Source organism: Shewanella vaxholmensis, assembly GCF_031932135.1.
Taxonomy (GTDB): domain Bacteria; phylum Pseudomonadota; class Gammaproteobacteria; order Enterobacterales; family Shewanellaceae; genus Shewanella; species Shewanella hafniensis.
In genome coordinates this window covers 261,002-283,083 of record NZ_JAUOEV010000003.1, presented here as the reverse complement: position 1 = coordinate 283,083, position 22,082 = coordinate 261,002, and the positions used below count along the sequence as shown (strand labels likewise).

The window sequence follows — 22,082 nt, the reverse complement described above, 5'->3', positions numbered from 1 at the left end:
CATCTACCGGATGAGTGCCGTGTGTAAGCTGAATTAAGAAATAAAGGAGCTATCGAATGCTGATTTTGACTCGTCGTGTTGGCGAAACACTGATGATTGGTGATGAAGTCACAGTTACAGTGCTAGGGGTAAAAGGCAATCAAGTGCGTATTGGTGTGAATGCACCAAAAGAGGTTTCTGTTCACCGTGAAGAAATCTACCAACGCATTCAATCTGAAAAATCAGGTACACCATCGGAAGGTGGTAACTTTTAGTACCTTGTCTTGGCAAGAGTATTACGGCAACAGAAGAGTCAGTTTTTTAACTGGCTTTTTTATTTTTTAGACCGAAAGATTGGCGCAAATCAATACATTGGCTTGATATAACAGCAATGTGATTAAAAACAGTTCAAATGGAATCTGTTTCGGAAAAAGGGTTTGACTTATTTTCGTCAAACAGTAATATGTGCGCCAAGAAAACGGAGAGGTGGCCGAGTGGCCGAAGGCGCTCCCCTGCTAAGGGAGTATGGGCTTTAACTCCCATCGAGGGTTCGAATCCCTCCTTCTCCGCCATTTCTTATCGATAAAAAACAGTGCGCGTGTAGCTCAGCTGGATAGAGTACCTGGCTACGAACCAGGCGGTCGGAGGTTCGACTCCTTCCACGCGCACCATTTTTTTATTGAAAAAGTAAACTTAGATACAAGTCGCGCGTGTAGCTCAGCTGGATAGAGTACCTGGCTACGAACCAGGCGGTCGGAGGTTCGACTCCTTCCACGCGCACCATCTCTGCATTAGTTAATCTTTAACTCATCAGTTTTGAATTTCAGTTAGAAATTTTGTAGATAATTGCTTATAGCAAAATGTTAAAATGCGCGTGTAGCTCAGCTGGATAGAGTACCTGGCTACGAACCAGGCGGTCGGAGGTTCGACTCCTTCCACGCGCACCAATTTAAATTAATATGATTTCGGTCGTATTAATGTTTACCGTTTTAAATGCGCGTGTAGCTCAGCTGGATAGAGTACCTGGCTACGAACCAGGCGGTCGGAGGTTCGACTCCTTCCACGCGCACCAATTTAAGCTAATATGATTGCGATTGTTTCAATTAAATTAGTGTTTTACCGTTTAACATGCGCGTGTAGCTCAGCTGGATAGAGTACCTGGCTACGAACCAGGCGGTCGGAGGTTCGACTCCTTCCACGCGCACCAATATAGTTAACGAGACACGTCTTGTTGATTTAAAGCGTTAAACGCGGAGAGGTGGCCGAGTGGCCGAAGGCGCTCCCCTGCTAAGGGAGTATGGGCTTTAACTCCCATCGAGGGTTCGAATCCCTCCTTCTCCGCCATTTTATTCTCTTAGTCGAGGGGAATAGAATAAAGTTGCGAGATAAAAGTGCTTATCCTAGACTCAATCATGATTGGATCTGTTAGAAGTACAAAAACGAGTTTGCGCGTGTAGCTCAGCTGGATAGAGTACCTGGCTACGAACCAGGCGGTCGGAGGTTCGACTCCTTCCACGCGCACCATATAGATAAGCCCTGCAAGCAATTGCAGGGCTTTTTTATTTTTAGTCTGTAGTGGTTTAACTCATTATTGCTTTATCCGTTTAGGCTTACCTCTCTTTACCTCTCATCTCTTGGTTTACTTATCCTTCGGCTGATCATTCTATGGCTTAGCTATCTTCGGTTTAGCTTTCTTCAGTCATTTCGCTTTTAACACTTCTCTTTCTAGGTTCTACTCACTAAATAATCTGTTTTTGCCAGTGTCCAGAGTTTATGACGACATTGGATATCCATGTCAGCACTCAATATCAGCTCTCTCAGTGCTGCCTAGGGAGGTATTAGCTGCTCTTTGGTCTACATGTGTATTGTTTGCTCATGCAGGCAGTGATGGGCTACTTGTGAGCTTATGAGCGAGAGACCACGGTGTGATTAAGAAGAACGATGAAGTAGTTTCAATACAGTGCAGTAGGTTAAAGGGCAGTGTTTAGAATGGGTTTGGATTTAGTACTGCATCTGGCTCAAGAGCGTAGATGAAGGCTCATAATCGCTCATAGATTGCAGCGATATAGATACAAGAAGGGCAGCCTAGTGGCTGCCCTTCATTCCGTTAGAACCAATCATAACAAGTGAATCAGAGTAAATGAGAAGCTTAAGCTTCTAACTTAGCGAACTCTGATTTTTGTTCGTTGAGCTTGTCCATGTCACGCTTGAGATCGGTCATCTTAGCGCGCTCTTTGTCGATAACCTCGGCTGGAGCTTTTGCCACAAAACCTTGGTTCGACAATTTGCCTTCGATGCGAGCGATCTCTTGGCCGAGCTTTTCAAGCTGTTTATCGATACGGGCCATTTCGGCGGCGACATCGATCAAGCCTGCCATAGGGATCAGCAGCTCCATTTCGCCAATCAAACCTGTGGTCGACATAGGCGCAGTTTCGCCATCGGCTAAAATGGTCATGCTTTCTAAGCGGGCAAGTGTGGTGAAGAAGGTTTGGTTGGCTTCAACACGGGCTTTATCCTGCGCGCTAACACCACGAAGTAGGGCATTTAGTGGCTTAGATGGGGCAATGTTCAGTTCGGCGCGAATGTTACGCACAGCGACGATCACTTGCTTAACCCATTCTAAATCGGCCATTGCTGCGCTATCGACTTTAGCGGCATCAAATGTTGGGAACGGTGCCAGCATGATGGTATCACCAGCGACACCAGCTAACGGTTTAACGCGCTGCCAGATGGTTTCTGTGATATACGGCATCATAGGGTGCATCAGGCGTTGCATCGCTTCGAGTACTGTCACTAAGGTGTGACGGGTGCCGCGCATTTGTGCTTCAGTGCCGTTTTGCAATACCGGTTTAGTTAATTCTAAGTACCAGTCACAGAACTGGTTCCAAGTGAACTCATACAGGGTATTGGCTGCTAAGTCGAAACGGTAGGCTGTCATGTGATCGTCAAAGGTCTTAACGGTTTGATTGAACAAGCCAATAATCCAGCGATCGGCCAACGACAGTTCTAGCGCTTTATTACTAGATTGGCCGCCTTTGTGCTCTGGTGAGCCTGGGCCGCAATCTTGATCTTCTGTGTTCATCAGCACGTAGCGTGAGGCGTTCCATAACTTGTTACAGAAGCTACGGTAACCGTCTAAGCGCTTCATGTCCCAGTTGATGTCACGACCCGTTGATGCCATTGCCGCAAGCGTAAAGCGCAGTGCATCTGTGCCGTGGGCTTCGATACCGTCGGCAAATTCTTTGCGAGTGCTCTTTTCAATCTTGGCGGCCAGTTGTGGCTGCATCATGTTGCCGGTACGTTTTTCAACTAAATCTTCAAGTCCGATACCGTCGATCATGTCTAATGGATCGAGTACGTTACCCTTAGATTTTGACATCTTGTTACCCGCTTCATCGCGGATAAGGCCAGTCACGTAGACAGTTTTGAACGGGACTTGTGGCTTGCCGTCTTCATCTTTGATGAAGTGCATGGTCATCATGATCATACGGGCAACCCAGAAGAAGATGATGTCAAAGCCTGTCACCAACACGTCGGTTGGGTGGAAGGTTTTTAAATCTTCTAAATTGTCAGGCCAACCTAAGGTTGAGAACGTCCACAGGGCTGAGCTGAACCAAGTGTCCAGTACGTCTTCGTCTTGGCGCAGTGTTATTGAGTCAGCGATATTGTGCTTAGCACGCACTTCAGCTTCGTTGCGGCCGACATAAACTTTACCGTTTTCGTCGTACCATGCAGGGATGCGGTGACCCCACCACAATTGACGCGAAATACACCAGTCTTGAATGTCACGCATCCACGAGAAGTACATGTTCTCGTATTGCTGCGGCACAAATTTAATGCTGCCATTTTCAACGGCTTCGATAGCGGTTTTCGCCATTGGCGCAACAGCCACATACCATTGGTCGGTCAGCATAGGCTCGATAACTACACCTGAACGATCGCCGTAAGGCACTTTCAAAGCGTGCGGCGCGATTTTTTCGAGCAGCCCTAAAGTGTCAAATTCAGCGACGATAGCATCGCGCGCTTTAAAACGGTCAAGTCCGGCAAAACGTTCAGGCAGGCTGCCATCGAGCGTTTTGTTAAAGGTACCGTCAGAGTTCACCACTTCGGCGCTTGCACGAATGGCGGCATCTAAGGTCAGCACGTTGAACATTGGCAGGTTGTGACGTTTACCGACTTCATAGTCGTTAAAGTCATGGGCAGGGGTGATCTTCACACACCCTGTACCAAAGGCCATGTCGACGTAATCGTCGGCCACGATAGGAATGCGGCGGTTAACAATCGGCAATAGAATAAACTTACCGACTAGCGCTTGATAGCGTTCATCATCGGGATGCACTGCAACTGCACTGTCGCCGAGCATGGTTTCTGGACGCGTGGTAGCGACTTCTAAATAGTCTTTACCATCGGCAGTCAGTTCACCGTCGGCCAGTGGATAACGCAGATGCCACATGTGGCCCTGTTTTTCTTTGCTTTCCACTTCTAAATCAGAGATAGCTGTGTGCAGCTTTGGATCCCAGTTGACCAAACGCTTACCGCGATAAATCAACTCGTCTTCGTACAGACGTACAAACACTTCTTGCACGGCCTTAGATAAGCCTTCGTCCATAGTGAAACGCTCGCGGTCCCAATCAACAGAAGCGCCCATACGACGTAGCTGCTTAGTGATAGTGCCGCCCGATTGCGCTTTCCATTCCCACACTTTATCCATAAAGGCATCGCGACCTAGGTCATGGCGATTTTTGCCTTCTTCGGCTTCAAGCTTACGCTCAACCAACATTTGGGTGGCGATACCCGCATGGTCAGTACCGACTTGCCATAGGGTATTTTTGCCTTTCATCCGTTGGTAACGGGTCAAAGTATCCATAATGGTGTCTTGGAAGGCGTGGCCCATGTGCAAGCTGCCCGTCACGTTTGGTGGCGGGATCATGATGCAATAATTGCCTTGGGATTCATCGCCGTGTGGCTTGAAGTAACCTTGCTCTTCCCAGTTTTGGTAAAGAGTTTGCTCGATGGACTGCGGATCGTATGTTTTTTCCATGGGAACGTGTCTGTCTCAAACTAATTAAGTGGATGTGTTGCTAAGTCTTGGGTCTGTAAATTGACCCCTAAGCCGCGATACTGTCGATAACGTTCGCGAGCGACCGCTTTATGCTGATCGTCATTGGCAACAAAATCGATAATGTGGCCAAAGTTTACCGCAAATGGGGGCGCTTGGTCTGCAAGATTAATCAGAACTTGGCGACTTTTGTTGGCGCCGAGGCGATCAAAACCAATTTCTACCGGCGATCCCGTCATCGGGCCTTCACCTTTGAGGTTATGAGGTACAAAGGCACTTGGCTCAAACTGCCATAAAAGTTCATCAATCGCATGGGCTTGCTGCTTATCTTGGCAATGGATATAGACCCATTGTTGTTTCACAAAAGCCTGCTGCGCCAGTTGGCATGCCAGAAGATGCATCTCGCAAAGTGCAGGGTTCGCATTCACGGTTTCAACAGGTGAATAAGCCTTGGCTTTGGCAGACGATGCCACTGGCGGCATAAGATAAAACAGCACTTGAGTCATGATTTCAATGCCTTGCTTCACTTGTTTTAGTGGCGAACGAAAGCAGCAGTTTACACTAAAAGTCAGTATGGGTTAATGCTTAGGGCAAACCTTACTGTGAGGTTTTATCTATCACTGTCTGGCGGGACTTAATGGGATGCTTTCAAACAGTTGGAGATGAAGAGGGTAGATCTATAACTCTTTGAAAAATGATTCTAAAACCATTAGTTTTTCAGTTTTTTTATTTTCTTAATTTATTCAGAAAATCGATTTTCTGATTAAATTAAGAAAATAAAAAAGGCGAAGATTTTCATCTTCGCCTTTCATTTATCGAGCCTTTAACACACTAAGGCCGGATAGTTGGTTATTCGCCGAGTTCAACGCCAGCACGATTGATCAGGAACTGAGTCAATAGTGGCACTGGACGGCCAGTAGAACCTTTGTTAGCACCGCTATTCCAAGCTGTGCCTGCAACGTCTAAGTGAGCCCAGTTGTACTTTTTAGCAAAGCGCGAAAGGAAACATGCTGCTGTGATAGCTCCAGCAGGACGGCCACCTAAGTTGGTCATGTCAGCAAACGGGCTGTCGAGCATATCTTGATACTCATCCCACAATGGCATGCGCCATGCGCGGTCACCACTTTGCTCACCGGCACTTAATAGCTCGTGTGCTAGAGGGTTATGCGATGAGAACAGACCCGATGCGTGTTTACCAAGGGCAATCACACACGCGCCAGTCAGGGTTGCAGTATCGATAACTAATTCAGGATCGAAACGCTCAACATAGGTTAATACGTCACATAGGACTAGACGGCCTTCCGCATCGGTATTTAACACTTCAACGGTTTGACCTGACATAGTGGTCAGAATGTCACCTGGACGGTAAGCATTACCCGATGGCATGTTTTCACAGCCAGCCAGAATACCCACAACGTTGATAGGTAACTTCATGTCACAGATGGCTTTCATGGTGCCGATAACACCCGCTGCGCCGCCCATGTCGTACTTCATTTCGTCCATGGCTTCGCCAGGTTTCAATGAAATACCACCCGAGTCGAAGGTTAACCCTTTACCGACTAATACTATGGGTTTTTCAGTGCTATCGACAGCGCCCTTGTATTCCATCACAGTCATGATGGATTCGTTGGCACTGGCGCGACCGACTGCAAGGTATGAGTTCATGCCCAGTTTGGCCATTTGCTCTTCACCGATAGTGGTGACATGCAGAGTGTCGTGTATTTCGGCCATTTGGCGTGCTTGAGAAGCTAAATAGGCTGGATTACAGATGTTAGGTGGCATGTTGGCTACATCGCGACATAAATGCATGCCAGCAGATACAGCCATACCATGCTCAATAGCGCGCTCACCTAAGGTTAACTCACGGCGAGTCGGGACATTGAACACTAATTTACGCAGTGGACGGCGAGTTTCACCTTTGCGGGTCTTCAGGGCATCAAAGCTGTAAAGACTGCTATTGGTGGTTTCAACCGCCTGACGTACTTTCCAATAAGTATCGCGGCCTTTCACGTGCAGTTCAGTCAAGAAGCAAACCGCTTCCATTGAACCTGTTTCGTTAAGGGTGTTGATTGTCTTAGTGATGATTTGTTTGTATTGGCGTTCGTCTAATTCTCGTTCTTTGCCACAACCCACTAATAATACACGTTCACTCAATACGTTAGGAACATGGTGCAGCAATAACATCTGGCCAGGTTTACCTTCCAGATCGCCGCGACGCAGTAGGTTACTGATATAACCTTCGCTAATTTTATCTAATTGCTCCGCGATACCCGACAGACGACGGGGTTCATAAACACCGACCACGATACAGGCTGAGCGTTGTTTTTCGGGGCTACCGCTCTTTACGCTAAACTCCATGAGCACTCCTAGATTCTTAAAGACAAATTTTTATATTTATTGGATAATGTCTGCTTGTCCCGAAAAGGGCCTAAGTTATTACTCCAAAGGTGATTTATTCTCGGCGCTTGAGTCACGCATTTCGTGACGTTAAGTTTACCTAGAACCCCTGAAGCTGGTCAGAAAACTATCAAAAGTAAACAGTTTACATGAAAGTTAGTCTGTTACCAGCAAAAAGATAAGTTTAGAGACCGGATCCTGCCTGTGATTGTATTTAAATACCTTATTCGAGAAGTTTTAAAGGCACAAATTGCGGTACTTTTAGTGCTGTTAACTATTTTTATTAGCCAGCATTTCGTGCGTATACTGGCCGATGCCTCCGACGGCGATTTTCCCGCCTCTTTAATCATGACCCTGATTGGGCTTAACTTGCCTTATCTAGTGATCTTAGTCCTGCCGTTAAGTTTGTTTTTGGGTATTTTAATGGCCCACGGCCGTATGTATTCTGAAAATGAGATGGTTATTCTCCACGGTGTTGGGGTTAGTGAGTGGTATGTTACCCGCGTGACCCTGATCCTTGCCGTGATCAATATGTTGTTTACCGGCTATTTATCCCTATATGTCGCCCCTTGGGCAGAAGAGCAGCAAAACCAAGTGCTTGAAAAAGCCCAGTCTGAAGCGGGTCTTGCGGCCTTAGTGCAAGGGCGTTTTCAGGCGAGTCCTAATGGCCGCGCGGTATTATTTGTCGAACGTATCGGTAAAGATAACGAGTTAGATAAAGTGTTTGTGGCCCAGTTGCCAGACCCTGATGATGAAACGGGTGTCACCAATGTGGTGGTCGCTAAAGGCGGGCGAGTGCAAGAAGATAGTACTGGCGCACAGCAATTAAACCTCAATGATGGCGTGCGTTATCAAGGCAGCCCTAAGGCGAAGGACTACCAAATGATCGAATTTGGTGGTTATAAAATGCAAATTAAAGAGCAGCAAGTCGACGAGCGTCGCCGTAAATTATCTGCACTGCCTGTCGATGAACTCGTGAAAATCGAAGGTGCAGAAGCCGTTGCCGAATTCCATTGGCGTCTTGCCATTCCGCTGGCGATTCCGATCATGACCTTGATCGCGGTACCACTCGCGCGGGTAAATGTGCGTCAAGGTAAGTTCGCTAAAATGTTCCCCGCAATACTCTTGTACCTTGGCTATTTTGGCCTCATGGTCGCCGGACGTAAGGCATTGCAAGATGAGATTATCCCTTTGTATCTTGGTATGTGGTGGATCCATATTTCGGCGCTTTTGATGGGGCTGTTCTTACTCGGTAAAGATAGACCTATGTTCAGTCGTATATCGGCTCTGTTTGCCCATAAGAAGGTGGCGGCATGATGATATTAGACTTTTATATCGCTAGGGTATTGCTAAGCACTTCAGCGTTGTGTCTGCTGGTTTTAACTGGCTTGTCGGGCATCATCAAATGGGTTGACCAGCTGCGTTTAGTCGGTCGCGGTACTTATAGCATGATGGATGCGGGTATCTATGTGTTATTTTTAGTGCCTCGTGATGTCGAAATGTTTTTCCCCATGGCCGTATTACTTGGCGCCTTGATTGGCATGGGAATGTTGGCATCTAACTCTGAACTTGTAGTGATGCAAGCCTCAGGTATGTCACGTCTACAGATCACTCTATCAGCGATGAAAACGGCTGTACCCTTAATGTTGATGGTCATGGTGTTAGGGGAATGGGGCGCACCGATTGCCGAGCAAAAAGCCAATCAGTTACAAGCCATTAAACTCTCAGGTGGAAGCTTAATTAAGTCCCACCGAGGCATTTGGGCGAAGGATGGTGATTTGTTTGTGAATATAGGTGAAGTTGAAGACATTAATAAACTCAACAACATTACCCTTTATAAGTTCAATAGCGAACTTAAACTCACCAACGTTGTGCACGCGACTCGTGCAGTATTCTTCCAAGACCACTGGCGTTTATTTGATGTTAAACGTACGGATTTAAGCTATGAGAAAGTCATGCTTGAGCACCTTGATGAAGACCAATGGCAGTCGAGTTTAACGCCAGATAAACTCAGTGTGGTTTCGATTAAACCTGAGGCGCTATCTATCCGTGGCTTGGTCGGTTATCTCGATTATCTTAAAACCAACAGCCAAGATCCGAGTCGCTATGAGCTTGCTTTATGGCGGAAGGTGATGCAGCCTGTGACGGTCGCTGTGATGATGTTAGTGGCACTGTCGTTTGTATTTGGGCCGCTGCGAACTGTGACTATGGGCGCGCGGGTATTGCTCGGGGTTGTGGCGGGTTTCAGTTTTTATATCAGTAACGAAATATTCGGCCCTATGAGCATAGTGTATGAGTTACCTGCCTATGTTGGAGCTGTGGCACCAAGTTTGCTGTTTACCGGCGTTGCTTTCTACTTTATCCGGCGATGATACTCATTTAGTTACTTCGAATTCCACCCATAAAAAAACGACGCATTGCGTCGTTTTTTTATGGGTGGATTTGGCTTGGTTTAAGCTCCGAAGTTTACGCTTCGAAACCTAAGCTTCAAATCTAAGCACCGTGCCAGTTACGCATTTGGTTAGCTTCCTTTGATAGAACAACCACTTCTGAGCGAGTCATTCTATCCTGCAGTGCGCGTTTATCATCATTGATTACAATCCATAAATTGCCAATGCCGAGCAGTGACCAAACGATACGCGCATAAGCTGTGACCATACTTAAGTTTTGGCCATTAGGATGTTGGATTTTAAGTCGCCAAGCGCGCATGCCTAAGGTTTGACCGCCTTTACTCCAGAATAATGCGTAGAAAGTGCCGACACATAAGAAGAGCCAGAGTTGATAAATACCGTGGTAAATCGGCGTGCCATTGAGCGCGTCAGAGACATGCTCAAAGCCATTCATGCCAGCCAATCCTGAAGCGGTAAGGCCGTAGAAAATGCCAAAGCCCACAGCGCCAGCAACCATATACACGGCCACGGCTAACATCGAATCGTAAACGGCAGCACCTAAGCGGCGAAAGAATCCCGCACGGGGAAAGTTAGCATGTTCGGTATTGAGCATCACAGTGTCCTGTTTTTAAAGTGCTTAAAGCGAATACAAATATGGATACCTGCCTAGGCTTCTGGTTCTTCGTCTCTAACAAAATGGATATTGCTAAAGCCAAAGCGGGCAAATTCTACTTTTCTGAATTCTTTTTCAGCCTTAGCCCCCTTGCGCGACGTCATGGCGACTTGTTGCTCCATGGCCAAAAAATTGGTCAGATCGATGCCTTCGGCTTCGGCCACGGCTTCATATAAATCATGGTGTTTATCGTAGCTAAAGGCGATGGTTTTAGTCTTACCTTTGAAGGTATAAGTGACTTGACGGGCCATGGGTGAGCTCTCCTGAAATAAGTCTGAAATTAATTAAATTCACTTCTAAAAATAAAATACACAGCACCTAATATGCACAATCCTGCCCACAAATAATCGAGCTTCAATGGCTCTTTCATATAGAAATAGGCAAAGGGGACGAACAGACTTAAGGTGATGACTTCTTGTAAAATTTTTAACTGGCCGACATTCATAACCGTGTAACCGATACGGTTAGCGGGCACTTGCAGCAAGTATTCAAATAGGGCGATGCCCCAACTCACTAAGGCGGCGATAATCCAAGGCTTTGAGCCTAAGGTTTTCAAATGCCCATACCAAGCAAAGGTCATAAAGATATTGCTCAAGCAGAGTAAACCAATAGTGGTCAGGGTTGGATTCATCTTTCATCTCTATGATTAAATTTATAAATCATATACATGGCATCGTCGGTATAGCTGCCAAGGCACTTGTCTATGGCCTGAGGCTTAAAGCCCATTTTTAGCCAATAACTGTCGGCGCCTTGAACGGCAACGAGGGACAAGGAATTGAGATTATATCGATCTGCCAGCAGTGTTAAGCGGGTGAGTGCTTTAGCACCGGCGCCTAAACCTTGGGCTTTGGCTGAAAGCGCAATATCGTGCAGATATAAAGTATCAGCCTTAGGTAAATGGGTAATGGGCTGATAGAGCGCTGGCGGCATATTGGTGGTCCAAGGGTGAGCCAAGCAATAACCGACAACTGAGCCATTTACTTCGAACACAAAACAGGACTGTGGCGATACCTGCCATTTACTTTGCAGCACGTGCAATGGCTCAGGGTCCAGTTGTGAGTAACACTCATCTTGGATTGCTAAAATGGCATCCCAATCCTGTGGGGTGATTGCTCGCAGTAACATGGCCGACAATTATCCTGTTTCAAAAGTCCTGTTGAAGGAACTCCGTTGAAAGAGTCCTGATTCAAATAAGCTCGGCATTATAACCTCAAGCGGCTTCAAAATGCAGGCTCCAGCGGCAATATAAAGCGCTTTAAAACCCGTATAAACTGAGCTTTCAGCGCTTTTAAGTGTCAGCAGCGGTTAAATGCCCAGATATCGTTGGCGCAGGTGACGCTCAAGATATTGACCATTCAAGGTTTCGCCCGTTGCTTGGCGGATCAGTTCATCGGTCGTGAGCAAGGATCCCTTTGACCAAATGTGCTCGCGCAGCCACTGGAATACCGAGTCCAACTTGCCTGCATCGATTAGGGCTTCAATCGGCCCTAAGGCTTTTTCCATCGCAAAGCGACATTGAGCGGCATACATGGCGCCTAAGGTGTAACTTGGGAAATATCCTAGTTCACCGACAGCCCAATGGATGTCCTGCATGCAACCGTCGCGGTAATTGCCATCAGCATTGATCCCCAGTAATTGTTGCATCTGCGTCGACCAAAAATCAGGTAAATCATCGACGGTTAAGCTGCCGTCGACAAAGGCTTTTTCCGCCTCAAACCGCAGCAGAATGTGGCAAGGATAGGTGACTTCATCTGCGTCGACGCGAATAAGTCCGGGATTTACGCGGGTATAATGCTGGGCTAATTCTTGGGCACTGAAATGACAGTTAAGATGCTGCGCGATTTTAGGCTGCAACTGACGTAAAAATGCCGGATTTGCCCCAAGCTGCATTTCGCAAAATAGACTTTGGCTTTCGTGGACGCCCATAGAACGTGCAAGCCCAGCGGGTTGACCGCGCCACGCTTGAGGTAAACCTTGCTCGTATCTGGCGTGGCCTGTTTCATGAACTATGCCCATGATTGCGCTACTGAAATCGGTCTCATTGTAGCGGGTCGTTATCCGCACATCGCTTGGCACGCCGCCACAAAATGGATGGCTACTCATGTCCAGCCTGCCGTGATTAAAGTCAAACCCCAAAAACGCCATGACGTCACGGCCAAGGGCTTGCTGCGCGCTGATATCGAAGGGGCCATTGAGCACAAGCTTAGGCTCGTTTGCCTGCTTAGACAGCACTTCTTGGATGAGTGTCGGTAGCCAATCTTTCAGGCCGCCAAAGGTTTGTTCCAGTTTTGCCGTGGTCATTCCCGGTTCAAATTTATTGAGCAGGGCGTCATAGGGCGTGATATTTTGCGCTTCGCCGCGGATCTGCGCTTCTTCCTTGGCAAGGTCGATGACCGCTTTTAGATTGGGCTTAAAGCCCAGCCAATCATTATTTTTACGCTGCTCGCGCCACGCATTCTCACATTGATAGGCCATCTTGGTTTTGGCTTGTACTAGGTCGCCGGGCACTAAGTTGGCCTGTTGATACTGGTACAGTATTTCCCGCAGATTGGCTTCTTGCTCTGTTGAGAGTGATTCATCCGCCGCGCCGTGTAAGTGCTCGGCTAAGGCGGCTGATGTTTTGAGACCGTGGATATGCAGCGCCAGTTCTGCCATAGCATCGCCGCGATCTTGACCGCCGCCCATGGGCATCATGGCCGCTTGGTCCCAGTCACCCAAAGCGCTGAAATGTTCAAAGTGAGAAATTTTCTGGAAATGTGCCGTCAGTTTGTCGTAACTTGGCGTTGGTACTTTAGTCTTAGGTGTGCCCATGGAATTTCCCTTCTGGCGCATAAAATCTGCGCGAATAAATAACAATAACAGGATGATAATACAATGAAGTCGAAATCATATAGCACTAAAACGCTAAAGGCTGCGCTGTGCCTGACCCTCGCCGCTATCGCTTCGACGGCGCAGGCGGGTGCCGATAAATTTGTGGCAGGGCCTGCTATTCCTGAGTTTGGTCAGATTGCCAAAGTCGACAGCATGATGCCCATTCCTAAGGACATGAAGTTTAAAGTGGCTTTTGATATGAGTAAGTCGGCCGATGTGGGCAAGGCAAATCGTCAGCTCGAAAGTTTAGTCCGTTTTATCAATATGCATGTGGCGGCAGGCGTTAAAGAAACGGATATCGAACTTGCCATGGTGGTGCACGGTGGCGGCATCAGCGATTTAGCTGATGATGTTTTTTATGCCAAGCAGCATTCAGGTGCCGTAAACGCCAATCGCGCTTTGGTTAAGACTCTGGTTGATCACGGCGTGAAGTTTTATATCTGCGGACAGAGCGCCGCTTATTTTGATTTGACCAATGCCTCATTATTACCTGGTGTTGATATGGCATTATCGGCGATGACAGCCCACGCTATTTTGGCGCAGCAGGGTTACAGTGAAAATCCATTTTAGGGTAAATTTTTAGTTTGGAAATAAGGCTTGGCTTGCTATTCTGTGGCGCATAAGTCGATAATTACAGTGAAATAAATGGAATGCTGTATTGTTCAAGGAGATGACTATGTGGGCGTTTTTAGTTGAGCAGCCTAATTTACCTTACACCATAGCTTTTGCCTGTGTTTTGGCCCTCGGTGTGTTTGAAGCCTTCGCGTTAGTCATTGGCTTAAGCATGATGAGTGCGCTAGACCAATGGGTGCCTATCGATGCGGATTATGACGCAGATGTCAGCCCTGGCGGACTTACTGGCATTGCCGGTTGGCTGTGCCTCAATCGACTGCCGTTATTGATTTGGTTTGTGCTCGCGCTGACCAGTTTTGCGATAGCGGGTTATATCGTCAATTTTATCAGTTTCAATGTCGCTGGCCTTTTACTGCCGCAATTGTTCACTTTACCCATAGCCATTGTTGCGAGTGCCTTTTCTTGCCGTTATTTCGGTCGAGTGCTGGCTGAACATCTGCCGAAAAATGAATCGAGCGCAATTTCGCTTGATGATTTGAGCGGCTATGTCGCGACTATTACCTTAGGCTGCGCCATCAAAGGCATGCCCTCTGAAGCCGTTGTGCGTGATAAACACCAACAAAAACATTACGTCTTAGTCGAGCCTGAAACCTCGGGCATCGAGTTTGCCTCTGGCACTCAAGTCGTGCTACTTAAGCGTGAAGGCCGTGTCTGGTCTGCTACGCGTTTTGATAATTAATCGTCCCCAGCCATAAATCAATTGAAAGGAAATCAAATGGATGTGTTAACTGATATCGGTTCATCCGGTAGTTTTATTTTGCTCGTTGCCGGTATGGTGTTACTTGGCTTTATCGTGATCGGGTTAATTTTTGCCAAGTTATACAAACGTGCAACCAAAGAAATGGCCTTTGTGCGTACCGGCTTTGGCGGTGAGAAAATCATTAAAGATGGCGGCGCTATCGTACTGCCAGTGCTGCATGAAACCATTTCGGTCAACATGAATACCCTGCGTATCGAAGTGGAAAAAACTCAGAAAGATGCGCTGATCACTAAAGACAGAATGCGTGTCGATGTGAAGGCCGACTTCTACCTACGAGTTGCCCCAAATTCCGATGGTATTTCGATGGCGGCGCAAACCTTAGGTACGCGCACAAACCGCGTTGAAGAGCTTAAAAAGCTGATGGAGTCTAAGTTTGTTGACGTACTCCGCGCCGTTGCCGCTGAAATGACCATGACAGAAATGCATGAGCAGCGTGCCGATTTTGTGCAACGTGTGCAAAATAACGTGGCTAACGATCTGGAGAAAAACGGTCTCGAACTCGAGTCGGTTTCGTTAACGGGTTTTGATCAAACTGATTTGCAGTTCTTCAATGAAAACAACGCATTCGATGCAGAAGGTCGTGCTCGTCTGGCGAAAATCATTGAAGAGAAACGTAAAGAAACCAACGATATCCAACAGGATAACCGGATTAAGATCGAGCAACGTAACCTTGAAGCCGAAAAAGAATCCCTAGAGATTGAAAAGTCGGAAGAAGAAGCGCGCTTGATCCAGCAACAGTCTTTGGAATTTAAACGCGCCGATCAAAAAGCGGAAATCATTAAGCAGAAAGAAAATAAGGCCCGTGAAGAACGCGAAGCCGAAATTGCTAAAGAGCGCGCTATCGAAACGGCTCAAATCGAAAAGACGAAAGACATCGAAACCCGCGAGATTGAAAAATATAAGTCGATTGAGCAATCGCGCATTCAACAGCAAAGGGATATCGAAGTTTCTGAGCAGGAAAAACGCATTGCGGTTGCGGCCAAATCTGAAGAAGAATCTGCTGCCCGTGCCCGTGCTGCTGAAGCCGAAAAACTGAAAGTTGAGAAAGAAGAAGCGGTAATCACAGCGCGCCAAGTGGCCGAAGCGAATCGTCGCAAAGAGATTGAAGTGATTGACGCCCGTAAAGAAGCTGAGCGTGATGCGGTAGGTGTAACTGTACAAGCCGAAGCCGAGAAACGTGCCGCTGAAGACAGATCGAGTGCGATTTTGATTGAAGCGCGCGCTAGCGCCGATGCGAAAAAACTGCAGGCCGAAGCAGATGAGAAAGTCTATGCCGTTGAAGCTGCGGGTAAACAAGCGCTTTACGAAGCTGAAAACGTCTTGAGTGATGAGCAAATTGCCCTGCAAAAATCCCTCGCGATTTTAAAAGCGTTGCCTGAAATTGTGGCACAAGCCGTTAAACCGTTGGAAAACATCGAAGGCATTAAAATTCTTCAAGGCTATGGCGCTGGCAATCAATTTGCCGCGGGTGGCGAAGGCGCTCACCATCAAGGTGGCATTGCCGAGCAAGTCACCAGTGCTGCATTAAACTATCGTGCTAATGCACCGGTGGTTGATGCCATGCTCAGAGAGTTGGGTTTAGTGAACGGTGATACAGGCACCTTGAATGATTTATTGAACGGCAATAACACGTTAACCGCCGAGGCGTTAAGTGGTGTGAAGTCGTCTCATGCTGAGCTTAAAGATTACAGCCAAACACAAGTGGTCGAGAGTCAAAGCTTGCCTAAGCTGTAAGGTCGATTTAGCTCACTCAATGAGGTTAGCTTAATGACTGAGCTTTATGAGATTAAATCAGCCAAGTAAGCTTTTGCGCTGAGTGAAGTCAGCACTGACTCATGGCTTGATAAATCAGCTTGATAAATCAACCTGATTAAATAAAACCGCTCGCATTCTTGCGAGCGGTTTTGTTTTTGGGCGAGATAAAATCTACCAGCCTATTGGTGCACCTTATCGACACCCGATGAACGACCTTCGGCGTGACAGATGGCGCAGGATTCTTGCCCAGCTTGGTAAATTCGCCCTCCGCTGGCATCGCTTTGATAAACCCCGCCAAAGCAGCGTGCATGGACGACTAAACCATCGATCAGCGTGTGACAAGCCGTGCAGGTTGCTAAGGTTGGCCGTATTGGATCAGCTTGTCAGTGTTTGGGTGTATTTTTTGACTATCGCATCAATCTTACCGTTGGCTTTTAGGGTCGCAATCGCTTGATTGATGGCAGGCAGCAAATCGGCATGTTCCTTACGTAACCTAAACACTAAGTCTCCATCGGAATGCACCGCCGCAAGGGCGACAGGGATCCGCAACTGAGTCGACCAATACAAGGCTGGATAATTACCGGAAATAATCGCATCGACTCTGTGTTTATCTAAGGCTTTGACTAACTCTTGCTCAGAGGTAAAGTCGGCACGGATAAAGTCCTTATCGTCGTGGTATAAATAACCGCGCACTGTCCCGATTTGTTTACCTTTTATCTGGTCGATATCCTTATATTTACTGACATTTTCAGGCAGTGTGACCACATATTCGGTGATTTGCATTATGGGAGCGGATTTAACAAACAGCGGCCCTAAATCCTGTTTTTCAAACCAACTCGGGCTGACGATATCAAAGTCGAGTTGACCGGTTTCCAGAGCGTTATTAGTGCGCTTTGGCGGCAAGGTGAGAATTTCACCGTCGATTTTAGCGAGGGATAGAATCAGCGGGATAAGCTCAGTGATCATCCCCGGCGCCTCGGCTTGATCGCCGATAAAATACGGATACCAAGAATAGGAGCCAGTGATATTGTATTTGAGCTGCTCCGCATAGGCGTGTGGTTGAGTAAAGCAAAGGACAAACAAGGCAAATCGAACTAAGTGTTTATACTGCAAACATCGCTTAACCATATTGCTTTTATCCTTGTTATCTCTGCTTTAGCCAAGGCCTATCCGATGGCCATTCTACCTAAACTGTGTGAATAAATTGTTTATTGGGTCACAATCAGTCACATCAGCCATAGTTAAACAGTTTTCACCTTTACGCCATTACACTTTACGCTATGACACCTAAGCCAATAGCTGACACAGGGCGGGCTGCTGATTATGCGGGAAAATTTGGTAGGTTTTATGGTGCTTAACCAAGCTGGTTTTCTTATTGCCTTGGCTGAGTAATAACCCATGGGATAGAGCGATACGCGTTAGCGTCTGTTCATCGGCGCGGACATATAAGTTGATTGGTTTGACCAGCTGATTATCTTTAATATGTTGATTAAATTCTTTTGCATCAATTACTAAGCTAGATTGACCATCACCATCAAGTTTGAGCTTGGCGCTGATTTCAGTGTCAGTAAAGACCAACCATTCGGCTTGCTTTAAGGTTGCTATCATGGCATTTAATGCCGTACCTAACGCTTGCTCTGATGTCTCAACTGTTTGATATTGATGCACAATCCTTTCTAGCAAACGCTTGAGTTCGGCGCCCGCACCTTGGCTGCGAGCCAAACGTATCCAAGCCGTGAGATCGTCGGCTACCAGTTTAGAAAAGCGTTTTTCCTTTAAGGACTCGACCATCCAATTACACAAAAAATGACTTTCCTGCGCAGAAGTGCGCTGGGCTTTCTTGGTCTGTGCTGAAGCGGTTAAATCGGCAAGACCCGCAAGGGCGAGTTCGAGCACAGCTTGGTTATAGGTTTGAGAATTCATTATGACTCCGCCGCGGGCTGAAGTGATGTTATCTATTTGAACTTGGACGATATTGATTGCGGCGGAGCTAGTTTAGCAAAGCGGTCGATAAACCGATATTTATTCTTGCGATCCCACCAAACTTGCGGCGGTTAAGATCAGCTTAGGTGCGGGTCTGACCTTGTAGTTAGGATTCACATATTGGAAATGAATCAAACCTTTATCATCGCTAATATAAATGGCGGGCACAGGTAAGACTAAACGTTTGGCTCCCTCGGGAGTCGTCCACATTGGATTATCGACATGAAGACGCGAAGTATAGATTTCAGTGACCTTTTCGCTTGTGTAAAAAGCTAAGCCAAAGGCTTGCGCTGCCAGCATTTTTTCATCGGAAAGCAGCAGATACTTAAGCTCATTTTTTGCCGCCGAAGCCTTAAGTTGAGCTGGTGTATCGGGTGAAATACCCACTAACTGAAAGCCCATTTTTAGTAATTCAGGCTCAATCGCTTTTAGTTGCCCCATTTGATTGTTACAAAATGGGCACCAGCCGCCACGGTAAAAAAAGAAAATGGTTGGTTTTTGTGCGGTTAATTTCGCTAAATCAACGCTTTGGCCATTCATATCTTGTAAGGTAATTGCGGGAATTTGTTCGCCATTGAGCAGTGGGCTAACCGAATATTCATCCTTAGCGATAGGTTGAGCTAGCGTGGTAAAACTGCCAAGCAGTAGGCTGGTGGTCAGTAAAAAGCGCTGTAGTAGGGACGGCATAAGTAATCTCTCTTTGTTATGGGTTATTCTATCAATTCAAGCGATTGGCTCTGGTTTGTACGCTTGTTGGGGCGTGAATGGGGAAGACTGTTATAAGAACGGCGAATGCTGCAATTTATTGCAGTGTGTATCCAGATTAAGTGGTGTTTTTAAAGCAATGCAGCTCAATCACCCAAAAGCTCGTTTTAGTCTCATATAAGTCAATGGTGTGAACCGATAATGTGGGCTAATCGAGTCAGCAGATCGAGTGAGCTAAGGTGGGGCGCCGAACGCGAAAGTGATAATATTGCCACAGCCTTGAAAGGCTGAAGTGATGTTTGGTAATTTTTTCAATAGGAAAGTGGTAAATGGATAAGGGATTATTTAAGGCGTTAAAGAAAGTCTATTATAAAAAGTCGTACCGCAAAGACGAGCATGGTTATCAACAAAGAATCGATAATGGCGATGTGTTTGATGTCGATACGGGAACTAATATCTACTCCTATCAAGGCCTATCTGATACCGAAATCGCATTGATTGAACAGAGTGGCTATCCGGTCAATAACAGGGTTAAGCTAAGCCATGATGAGGCCGTTCTTGCCTATAAAAAACTACTCCTAGAGCCTAATTTGTCACTGGAAAATCTGTTGGCGGCCTATTTATGTGGTTTTTCAAGTTTCCCGCGCGGTCGTCAACCCATTCTCAGCTATCTGTTTGCGAAGGCGCTACCAGAACATTCGATGGCAACCGCTAATGACATTTGTCCTGTGTGTTCCATCAAGCGCGTTAACTGGATTGAGCAGGGGCAAAAAATCTTTTCCTGTTACGCTGGCAGTGTGTGGAACGAGCGCTGGGCGCACAACCTCATAGAATTACAAGAATTTTGTACGCTATCGCCTTGTAAACCCAATGCAGAGGATGTGGCCATCTTCAGTGCATTAATTGAAGCTATCCGTCAGGCTCCTTTAGATGAAACACCCGGAAAACTCGAGCAAAGGGTGAAGAAAGCCAAGATTATCCCCAATTTTAATAAGTACAGTTTCCGTGGCCAACTGATGGTGTTAGCTGAGCTTGGCATCATGCCAAATTCCTATGTTGAGCCGCTTTATGAAGCATTTACGCCATTTGAGGAGATCTGCAATATCAAATACCCGGGCAGTATTCGCTCTGACATCATCTTACCGCTTGCGGGCTGGCGCGGCGAAAATCCCATTGATGAGCAAAGGCTTAAACAGTTATTTGGTGGTTTTTTGGAATAAGTGATCGGCCACAGTTCCGTGGGTTAAGTATTGTGCAAATGAGGTAGGGGATAACTTGCCGATTGAGTCCGTCACAGAGTTCGGACTGAGATAAGCCATCTTTAGAGCGAGTCACTCTTATAGCCTATGGCTTGTAGCTTATTATTTCGGCTCAATAAAAAAGCGCCCCTTGGGACGCTTTTTGCTTTAATAACGAGACTGATAGGCGAGGTGCATTGCCTATGTTAGTTGTTTATTTCAGCTTTTTCGCTTTGCTAGGTGCTTGACCCACCTTCATTTTTACGCGGCGGCCTTGCATGTTTTTCTCAGCAGTAACTTGAGCGCCGACGTTGTCGGTTCTTTGTTGTTTCTTGGCAAAGCTACGGCGGGTTTGCAATTGCTTTAATAGCAATTCGCGGCTGCCCACTTCATAACCTGGCACAGTGACACGGCGAATTTGTTGACCGATCAGTTTTTCGATATCGGCTAAGGTACGTTCTTCTTCGCGGCTCACAAATGAAATGGCTACGCCAGTTTTACCCGCGCGACCTGTACGACCGATACGGTGGACATAGTCTTCGGCGAGGAAAGGTAAGTCATAGTTGACTACGTATTCAAGGCTTGGGATATCCAGACCACGGGCGGCAACTTCGGTGGCAACCAGTACGCGTACATCACCTGCCACAAATTCACGCAGGGCGCGGCGACGACTGCCTTGGCCTTTATCACCGTGGACCACTTCAGATGGGATCCCATCTAAATTCAATTCTTTGACTAGCGTATCGGCGGCATCACGGGTCGCGGTAAATACTAATACCTGTTGCCAGTTTTTCTTGCCAATTAGCTCAGACAGCAGTTCGCGTTTACGGCGTTGTTCAACCGGATAAACCACTTGGCTAACCGTATCGGCCGTCGTGTTTTGCTTATCAACGCTGATCACTTGCGGTTTAACCATCATATCGTTGGCGAGTTTTTTCACCGCACTTGAGAAAGTGGCCGAGAACAACAGGTTTTGACGCTTCTTATTTACCGCTTGAAGGATCTTTTGGATATCGGCGCTAAAGCCCATGTCTAACATACGGTCGGCTTCGTCTAGGACTAAAAAGTCGACGTTCGACAGGCTTAAGTTACAGGCGGTAAGGTGCTCAAGTAAGCGACCTGGGGTGGCAACAATAACATCGGCGCCGCGTTTCAGCTTTTGCGCTTGTGTTTCTATCTTTACGCCACCATAAATGGTTAACACGCTGAAGTTTAAGTACTTGCAGTAAGCCGTAACGTTGTCAGCGACTTGAGCCGCAAGCTCACGGGTCGGCGTAAGGATTAATACGCGGGCATTCGACTTTAACGTTTCGCTTGGATTTTCAACCATCTTTTGCAGGATCGGCAGCGCGAAGGCGGCGGTTTTACCCGTACCGGTTTGGGCACTGGCTAAGACATCTTGGCCGCGGCGGATAGCAGGTATCGCTTGCTGCTGAATAGGCGTCATTTGTTGATAACCGCAATCTGAGATAGCGCGCAAAATCTCGGGGGAAAAACTAAAAGATTCAAATCTCATTTTGGATTCCTATCGTTCACTTATTCAAACATTCAAGCACCGCGAGCCTCTATTATTTACTCGACTAAGGAGAGAGGCGTGCCGACTGGCTCATTCTTCCACACAGATTTTATAAGAAAAATG

19 protein-coding genes, 8 tRNA genes and 1 pseudogene are annotated in these 22,082 nt (G+C 46.9%); 15 read left to right on the top strand and 13 right to left on the bottom strand.

The genetic code is table 11. The annotated features are described in order from the left end of the window. The first annotated feature begins 56 nt into the window (after positions 1 to 56). From csrA to Q4Q46_RS04925, 9 genes are all read left to right on the top strand, one after another. Positions 57 to 254 (top strand): carbon storage regulator CsrA, encoded by a 198-nt coding sequence (gene csrA / locus Q4Q46_RS04965; RefSeq protein ID WP_006082602.1) that lies wholly within the window; start codon positions 57 to 59, stop codon positions 252 to 254. Between the two features lie 205 nt (positions 255 to 459). Continuing rightward, positions 460 to 551: transfer RNA gene (locus tag Q4Q46_RS04960), tRNA-Ser, on the top strand. 22 nt (positions 552 to 573) lie between these two features. After that, a tRNA-Arg gene (locus Q4Q46_RS04955) sits at positions 574 to 650 on the top strand. A gap of 35 nt (positions 651 to 685) precedes the next feature. Next, a tRNA-Arg gene (locus Q4Q46_RS04950) sits at positions 686 to 762 on the top strand. A gap of 87 nt (positions 763 to 849) precedes the next feature. Further along, a tRNA-Arg gene (locus Q4Q46_RS04945) sits at positions 850 to 926 on the top strand. A 48-nt stretch (positions 927 to 974) separates the two neighbouring features. Beyond that, positions 975 to 1,051 (top strand) — tRNA-Arg (locus tag Q4Q46_RS04940). A 58-nt stretch (positions 1,052 to 1,109) separates the two neighbouring features. Next, positions 1,110 to 1,186: transfer RNA gene (locus tag Q4Q46_RS04935), tRNA-Arg, on the top strand. 45 nt (positions 1,187 to 1,231) lie between these two features. Continuing rightward, positions 1,232 to 1,323 (top strand) — tRNA-Ser (locus Q4Q46_RS04930). Between the two features lie 103 nt (positions 1,324 to 1,426). Continuing rightward, a tRNA-Arg gene (locus Q4Q46_RS04925) sits at positions 1,427 to 1,503 on the top strand. 625 nt (positions 1,504 to 2,128) lie between these two features. On the opposite strand, the gene Q4Q46_RS04920 is transcribed toward Q4Q46_RS04925, so the two are convergent. The 3 genes from Q4Q46_RS04920 to pepA all read right to left on the bottom strand — a co-directional run bounded on the left by Q4Q46_RS04920 (position 2,129) and on the right by pepA (position 7,396). Further along, positions 2,129 to 5,020, bottom strand: a complete 2,892-nt coding sequence (locus Q4Q46_RS04920) for a valine--tRNA ligase (protein ID WP_311905367.1) — start codon at positions 5,018 to 5,020, stop codon at positions 2,129 to 2,131. A gap of 20 nt (positions 5,021 to 5,040) precedes the next feature. Further along, on the bottom strand, positions 5,041 to 5,544 hold the full coding sequence (locus Q4Q46_RS04915) for a DNA polymerase III subunit chi (RefSeq protein ID WP_311905366.1): 504 nt from the start codon (positions 5,542 to 5,544) through the stop codon (positions 5,041 to 5,043). A gap of 343 nt (positions 5,545 to 5,887) precedes the next feature. Beyond that, the gene (gene pepA / locus Q4Q46_RS04910) at positions 5,888 to 7,396 is read right to left on the bottom strand and encodes a leucyl aminopeptidase (RefSeq protein ID WP_006082597.1); all 1,509 of its coding nucleotides are present in this window, start codon (positions 7,394 to 7,396) and stop codon (positions 5,888 to 5,890) included. Positions 7,397 to 7,639: 243 nt separating this feature from the next. On the opposite strand from pepA, the gene lptF reads away from it, so the two are divergent. Both lptF and lptG read left to right on the top strand, forming a co-directional pair. Continuing rightward, on the top strand, positions 7,640 to 8,752 hold the full coding sequence (lptF, locus tag Q4Q46_RS04905; protein ID WP_220592352.1) for an LPS export ABC transporter permease LptF: 1,113 nt from the start codon (positions 7,640 to 7,642) through the stop codon (positions 8,750 to 8,752). After that, complete coding sequence (lptG, locus tag Q4Q46_RS04900; protein WP_220592353.1) at positions 8,749 to 9,807, top strand: LPS export ABC transporter permease LptG; 1,059 nt, start codon at positions 8,749 to 8,751, stop codon at positions 9,805 to 9,807. The genes lptF and lptG overlap by 4 nt, the downstream gene beginning before the upstream one ends. A gap of 121 nt (positions 9,808 to 9,928) precedes the next feature. Here the strand turns inward: lptG and Q4Q46_RS04895 are convergent, their stop codons facing one another. From Q4Q46_RS04895 to Q4Q46_RS04875, 5 genes are all read right to left on the bottom strand, one after another. Continuing rightward, positions 9,929 to 10,438: an RDD family protein gene (locus Q4Q46_RS04895; RefSeq protein WP_311905365.1), complete on the bottom strand. Its 510-nt coding sequence runs from the start codon at positions 10,436 to 10,438 to the stop codon at positions 9,929 to 9,931. Positions 10,439 to 10,491: 53 nt separating this feature from the next. Beyond that, positions 10,492 to 10,749, bottom strand: a complete 258-nt coding sequence (locus Q4Q46_RS04890; protein ID WP_259527021.1) for a DUF2960 domain-containing protein — start codon at positions 10,747 to 10,749, stop codon at positions 10,492 to 10,494. 29 nt (positions 10,750 to 10,778) lie between these two features. Then, positions 10,779 to 11,129 carry a DMT family protein gene (locus Q4Q46_RS04885; RefSeq protein ID WP_006082592.1) on the bottom strand — a complete coding sequence of 117 codons (351 nt, stop codon included), beginning with the start codon at positions 11,127 to 11,129 and terminating at the stop codon, positions 10,779 to 10,781. Beyond that, complete coding sequence (locus tag Q4Q46_RS04880) at positions 11,126 to 11,623, bottom strand: GNAT family N-acetyltransferase (protein ID WP_006082591.1); 498 nt, start codon at positions 11,621 to 11,623, stop codon at positions 11,126 to 11,128. Before Q4Q46_RS04880 ends, Q4Q46_RS04885 begins: the two co-directional genes overlap by 4 nt. A gap of 180 nt (positions 11,624 to 11,803) precedes the next feature. Then, positions 11,804 to 13,309, bottom strand: coding sequence for a carboxypeptidase M32 (locus Q4Q46_RS04875; protein ID WP_311905364.1), 1,506 nt, complete (start codon positions 13,307 to 13,309; stop codon positions 11,804 to 11,806). A gap of 63 nt (positions 13,310 to 13,372) precedes the next feature. On the opposite strand from Q4Q46_RS04875, the gene Q4Q46_RS04870 reads away from it, so the two are divergent. From Q4Q46_RS04870 to Q4Q46_RS04860, 3 genes are all read left to right on the top strand, one after another. After that, positions 13,373 to 13,939, top strand: coding sequence for a DsrE family protein (locus tag Q4Q46_RS04870; RefSeq protein ID WP_259589636.1), 567 nt, complete (start codon positions 13,373 to 13,375; stop codon positions 13,937 to 13,939). Positions 13,940 to 14,045: 106 nt separating this feature from the next. After that, positions 14,046 to 14,681 carry a YqiJ family protein gene (locus Q4Q46_RS04865; RefSeq protein ID WP_006085764.1) on the top strand — a complete coding sequence of 212 codons (636 nt, stop codon included), beginning with the start codon at positions 14,046 to 14,048 and terminating at the stop codon, positions 14,679 to 14,681. A gap of 36 nt (positions 14,682 to 14,717) precedes the next feature. Next, positions 14,718 to 16,496 (top strand): flotillin family protein, encoded by a 1,779-nt coding sequence (locus tag Q4Q46_RS04860; protein ID WP_107402360.1) that lies wholly within the window; start codon positions 14,718 to 14,720, stop codon positions 16,494 to 16,496. 200 nt (positions 16,497 to 16,696) lie between these two features. On the opposite strand, the pseudogene Q4Q46_RS04855 reads toward Q4Q46_RS04860, so the two are convergent. From Q4Q46_RS04855 to Q4Q46_RS04840, 4 genes and pseudogenes are all read right to left on the bottom strand, one after another. Then, positions 16,697 to 16,882 (bottom strand): annotated as a pseudogene (locus Q4Q46_RS04855) (multiheme c-type cytochrome); the annotation flags it as partial. Between the two features lie 10 nt (positions 16,883 to 16,892). Beyond that, entirely contained in the window at positions 16,893 to 17,645 is a 753-nt protein-coding gene (locus Q4Q46_RS04850) for a substrate-binding periplasmic protein (protein WP_311905363.1), read from the bottom strand. 159 nt (positions 17,646 to 17,804) lie between these two features. Beyond that, entirely contained in the window at positions 17,805 to 18,440 is a 636-nt protein-coding gene (locus Q4Q46_RS04845) for a DUF2913 family protein (RefSeq protein ID WP_012197426.1), read from the bottom strand. Positions 18,441 to 18,539: 99 nt separating this feature from the next. After that, complete coding sequence (locus Q4Q46_RS04840; protein ID WP_311905362.1) at positions 18,540 to 19,187, bottom strand: peroxiredoxin-like family protein; 648 nt, start codon at positions 19,185 to 19,187, stop codon at positions 18,540 to 18,542. Between the two features lie 347 nt (positions 19,188 to 19,534). Between Q4Q46_RS04840 and Q4Q46_RS04835 the strand changes: the two genes are divergently transcribed. Beyond that, positions 19,535 to 20,425 (top strand): hypothetical protein, encoded by an 891-nt coding sequence (locus Q4Q46_RS04835; protein WP_311899179.1) that lies wholly within the window; start codon positions 19,535 to 19,537, stop codon positions 20,423 to 20,425. A 232-nt stretch (positions 20,426 to 20,657) separates the two neighbouring features. Here the strand turns inward: Q4Q46_RS04835 and Q4Q46_RS04830 are convergent, their stop codons facing one another. Next, positions 20,658 to 21,959 carry a DEAD/DEAH box helicase gene (locus Q4Q46_RS04830; RefSeq protein ID WP_011847413.1) on the bottom strand — a complete coding sequence of 434 codons (1,302 nt, stop codon included), beginning with the start codon at positions 21,957 to 21,959 and terminating at the stop codon, positions 20,658 to 20,660. Positions 21,960 to 22,082 lie beyond the last annotated feature (123 nt).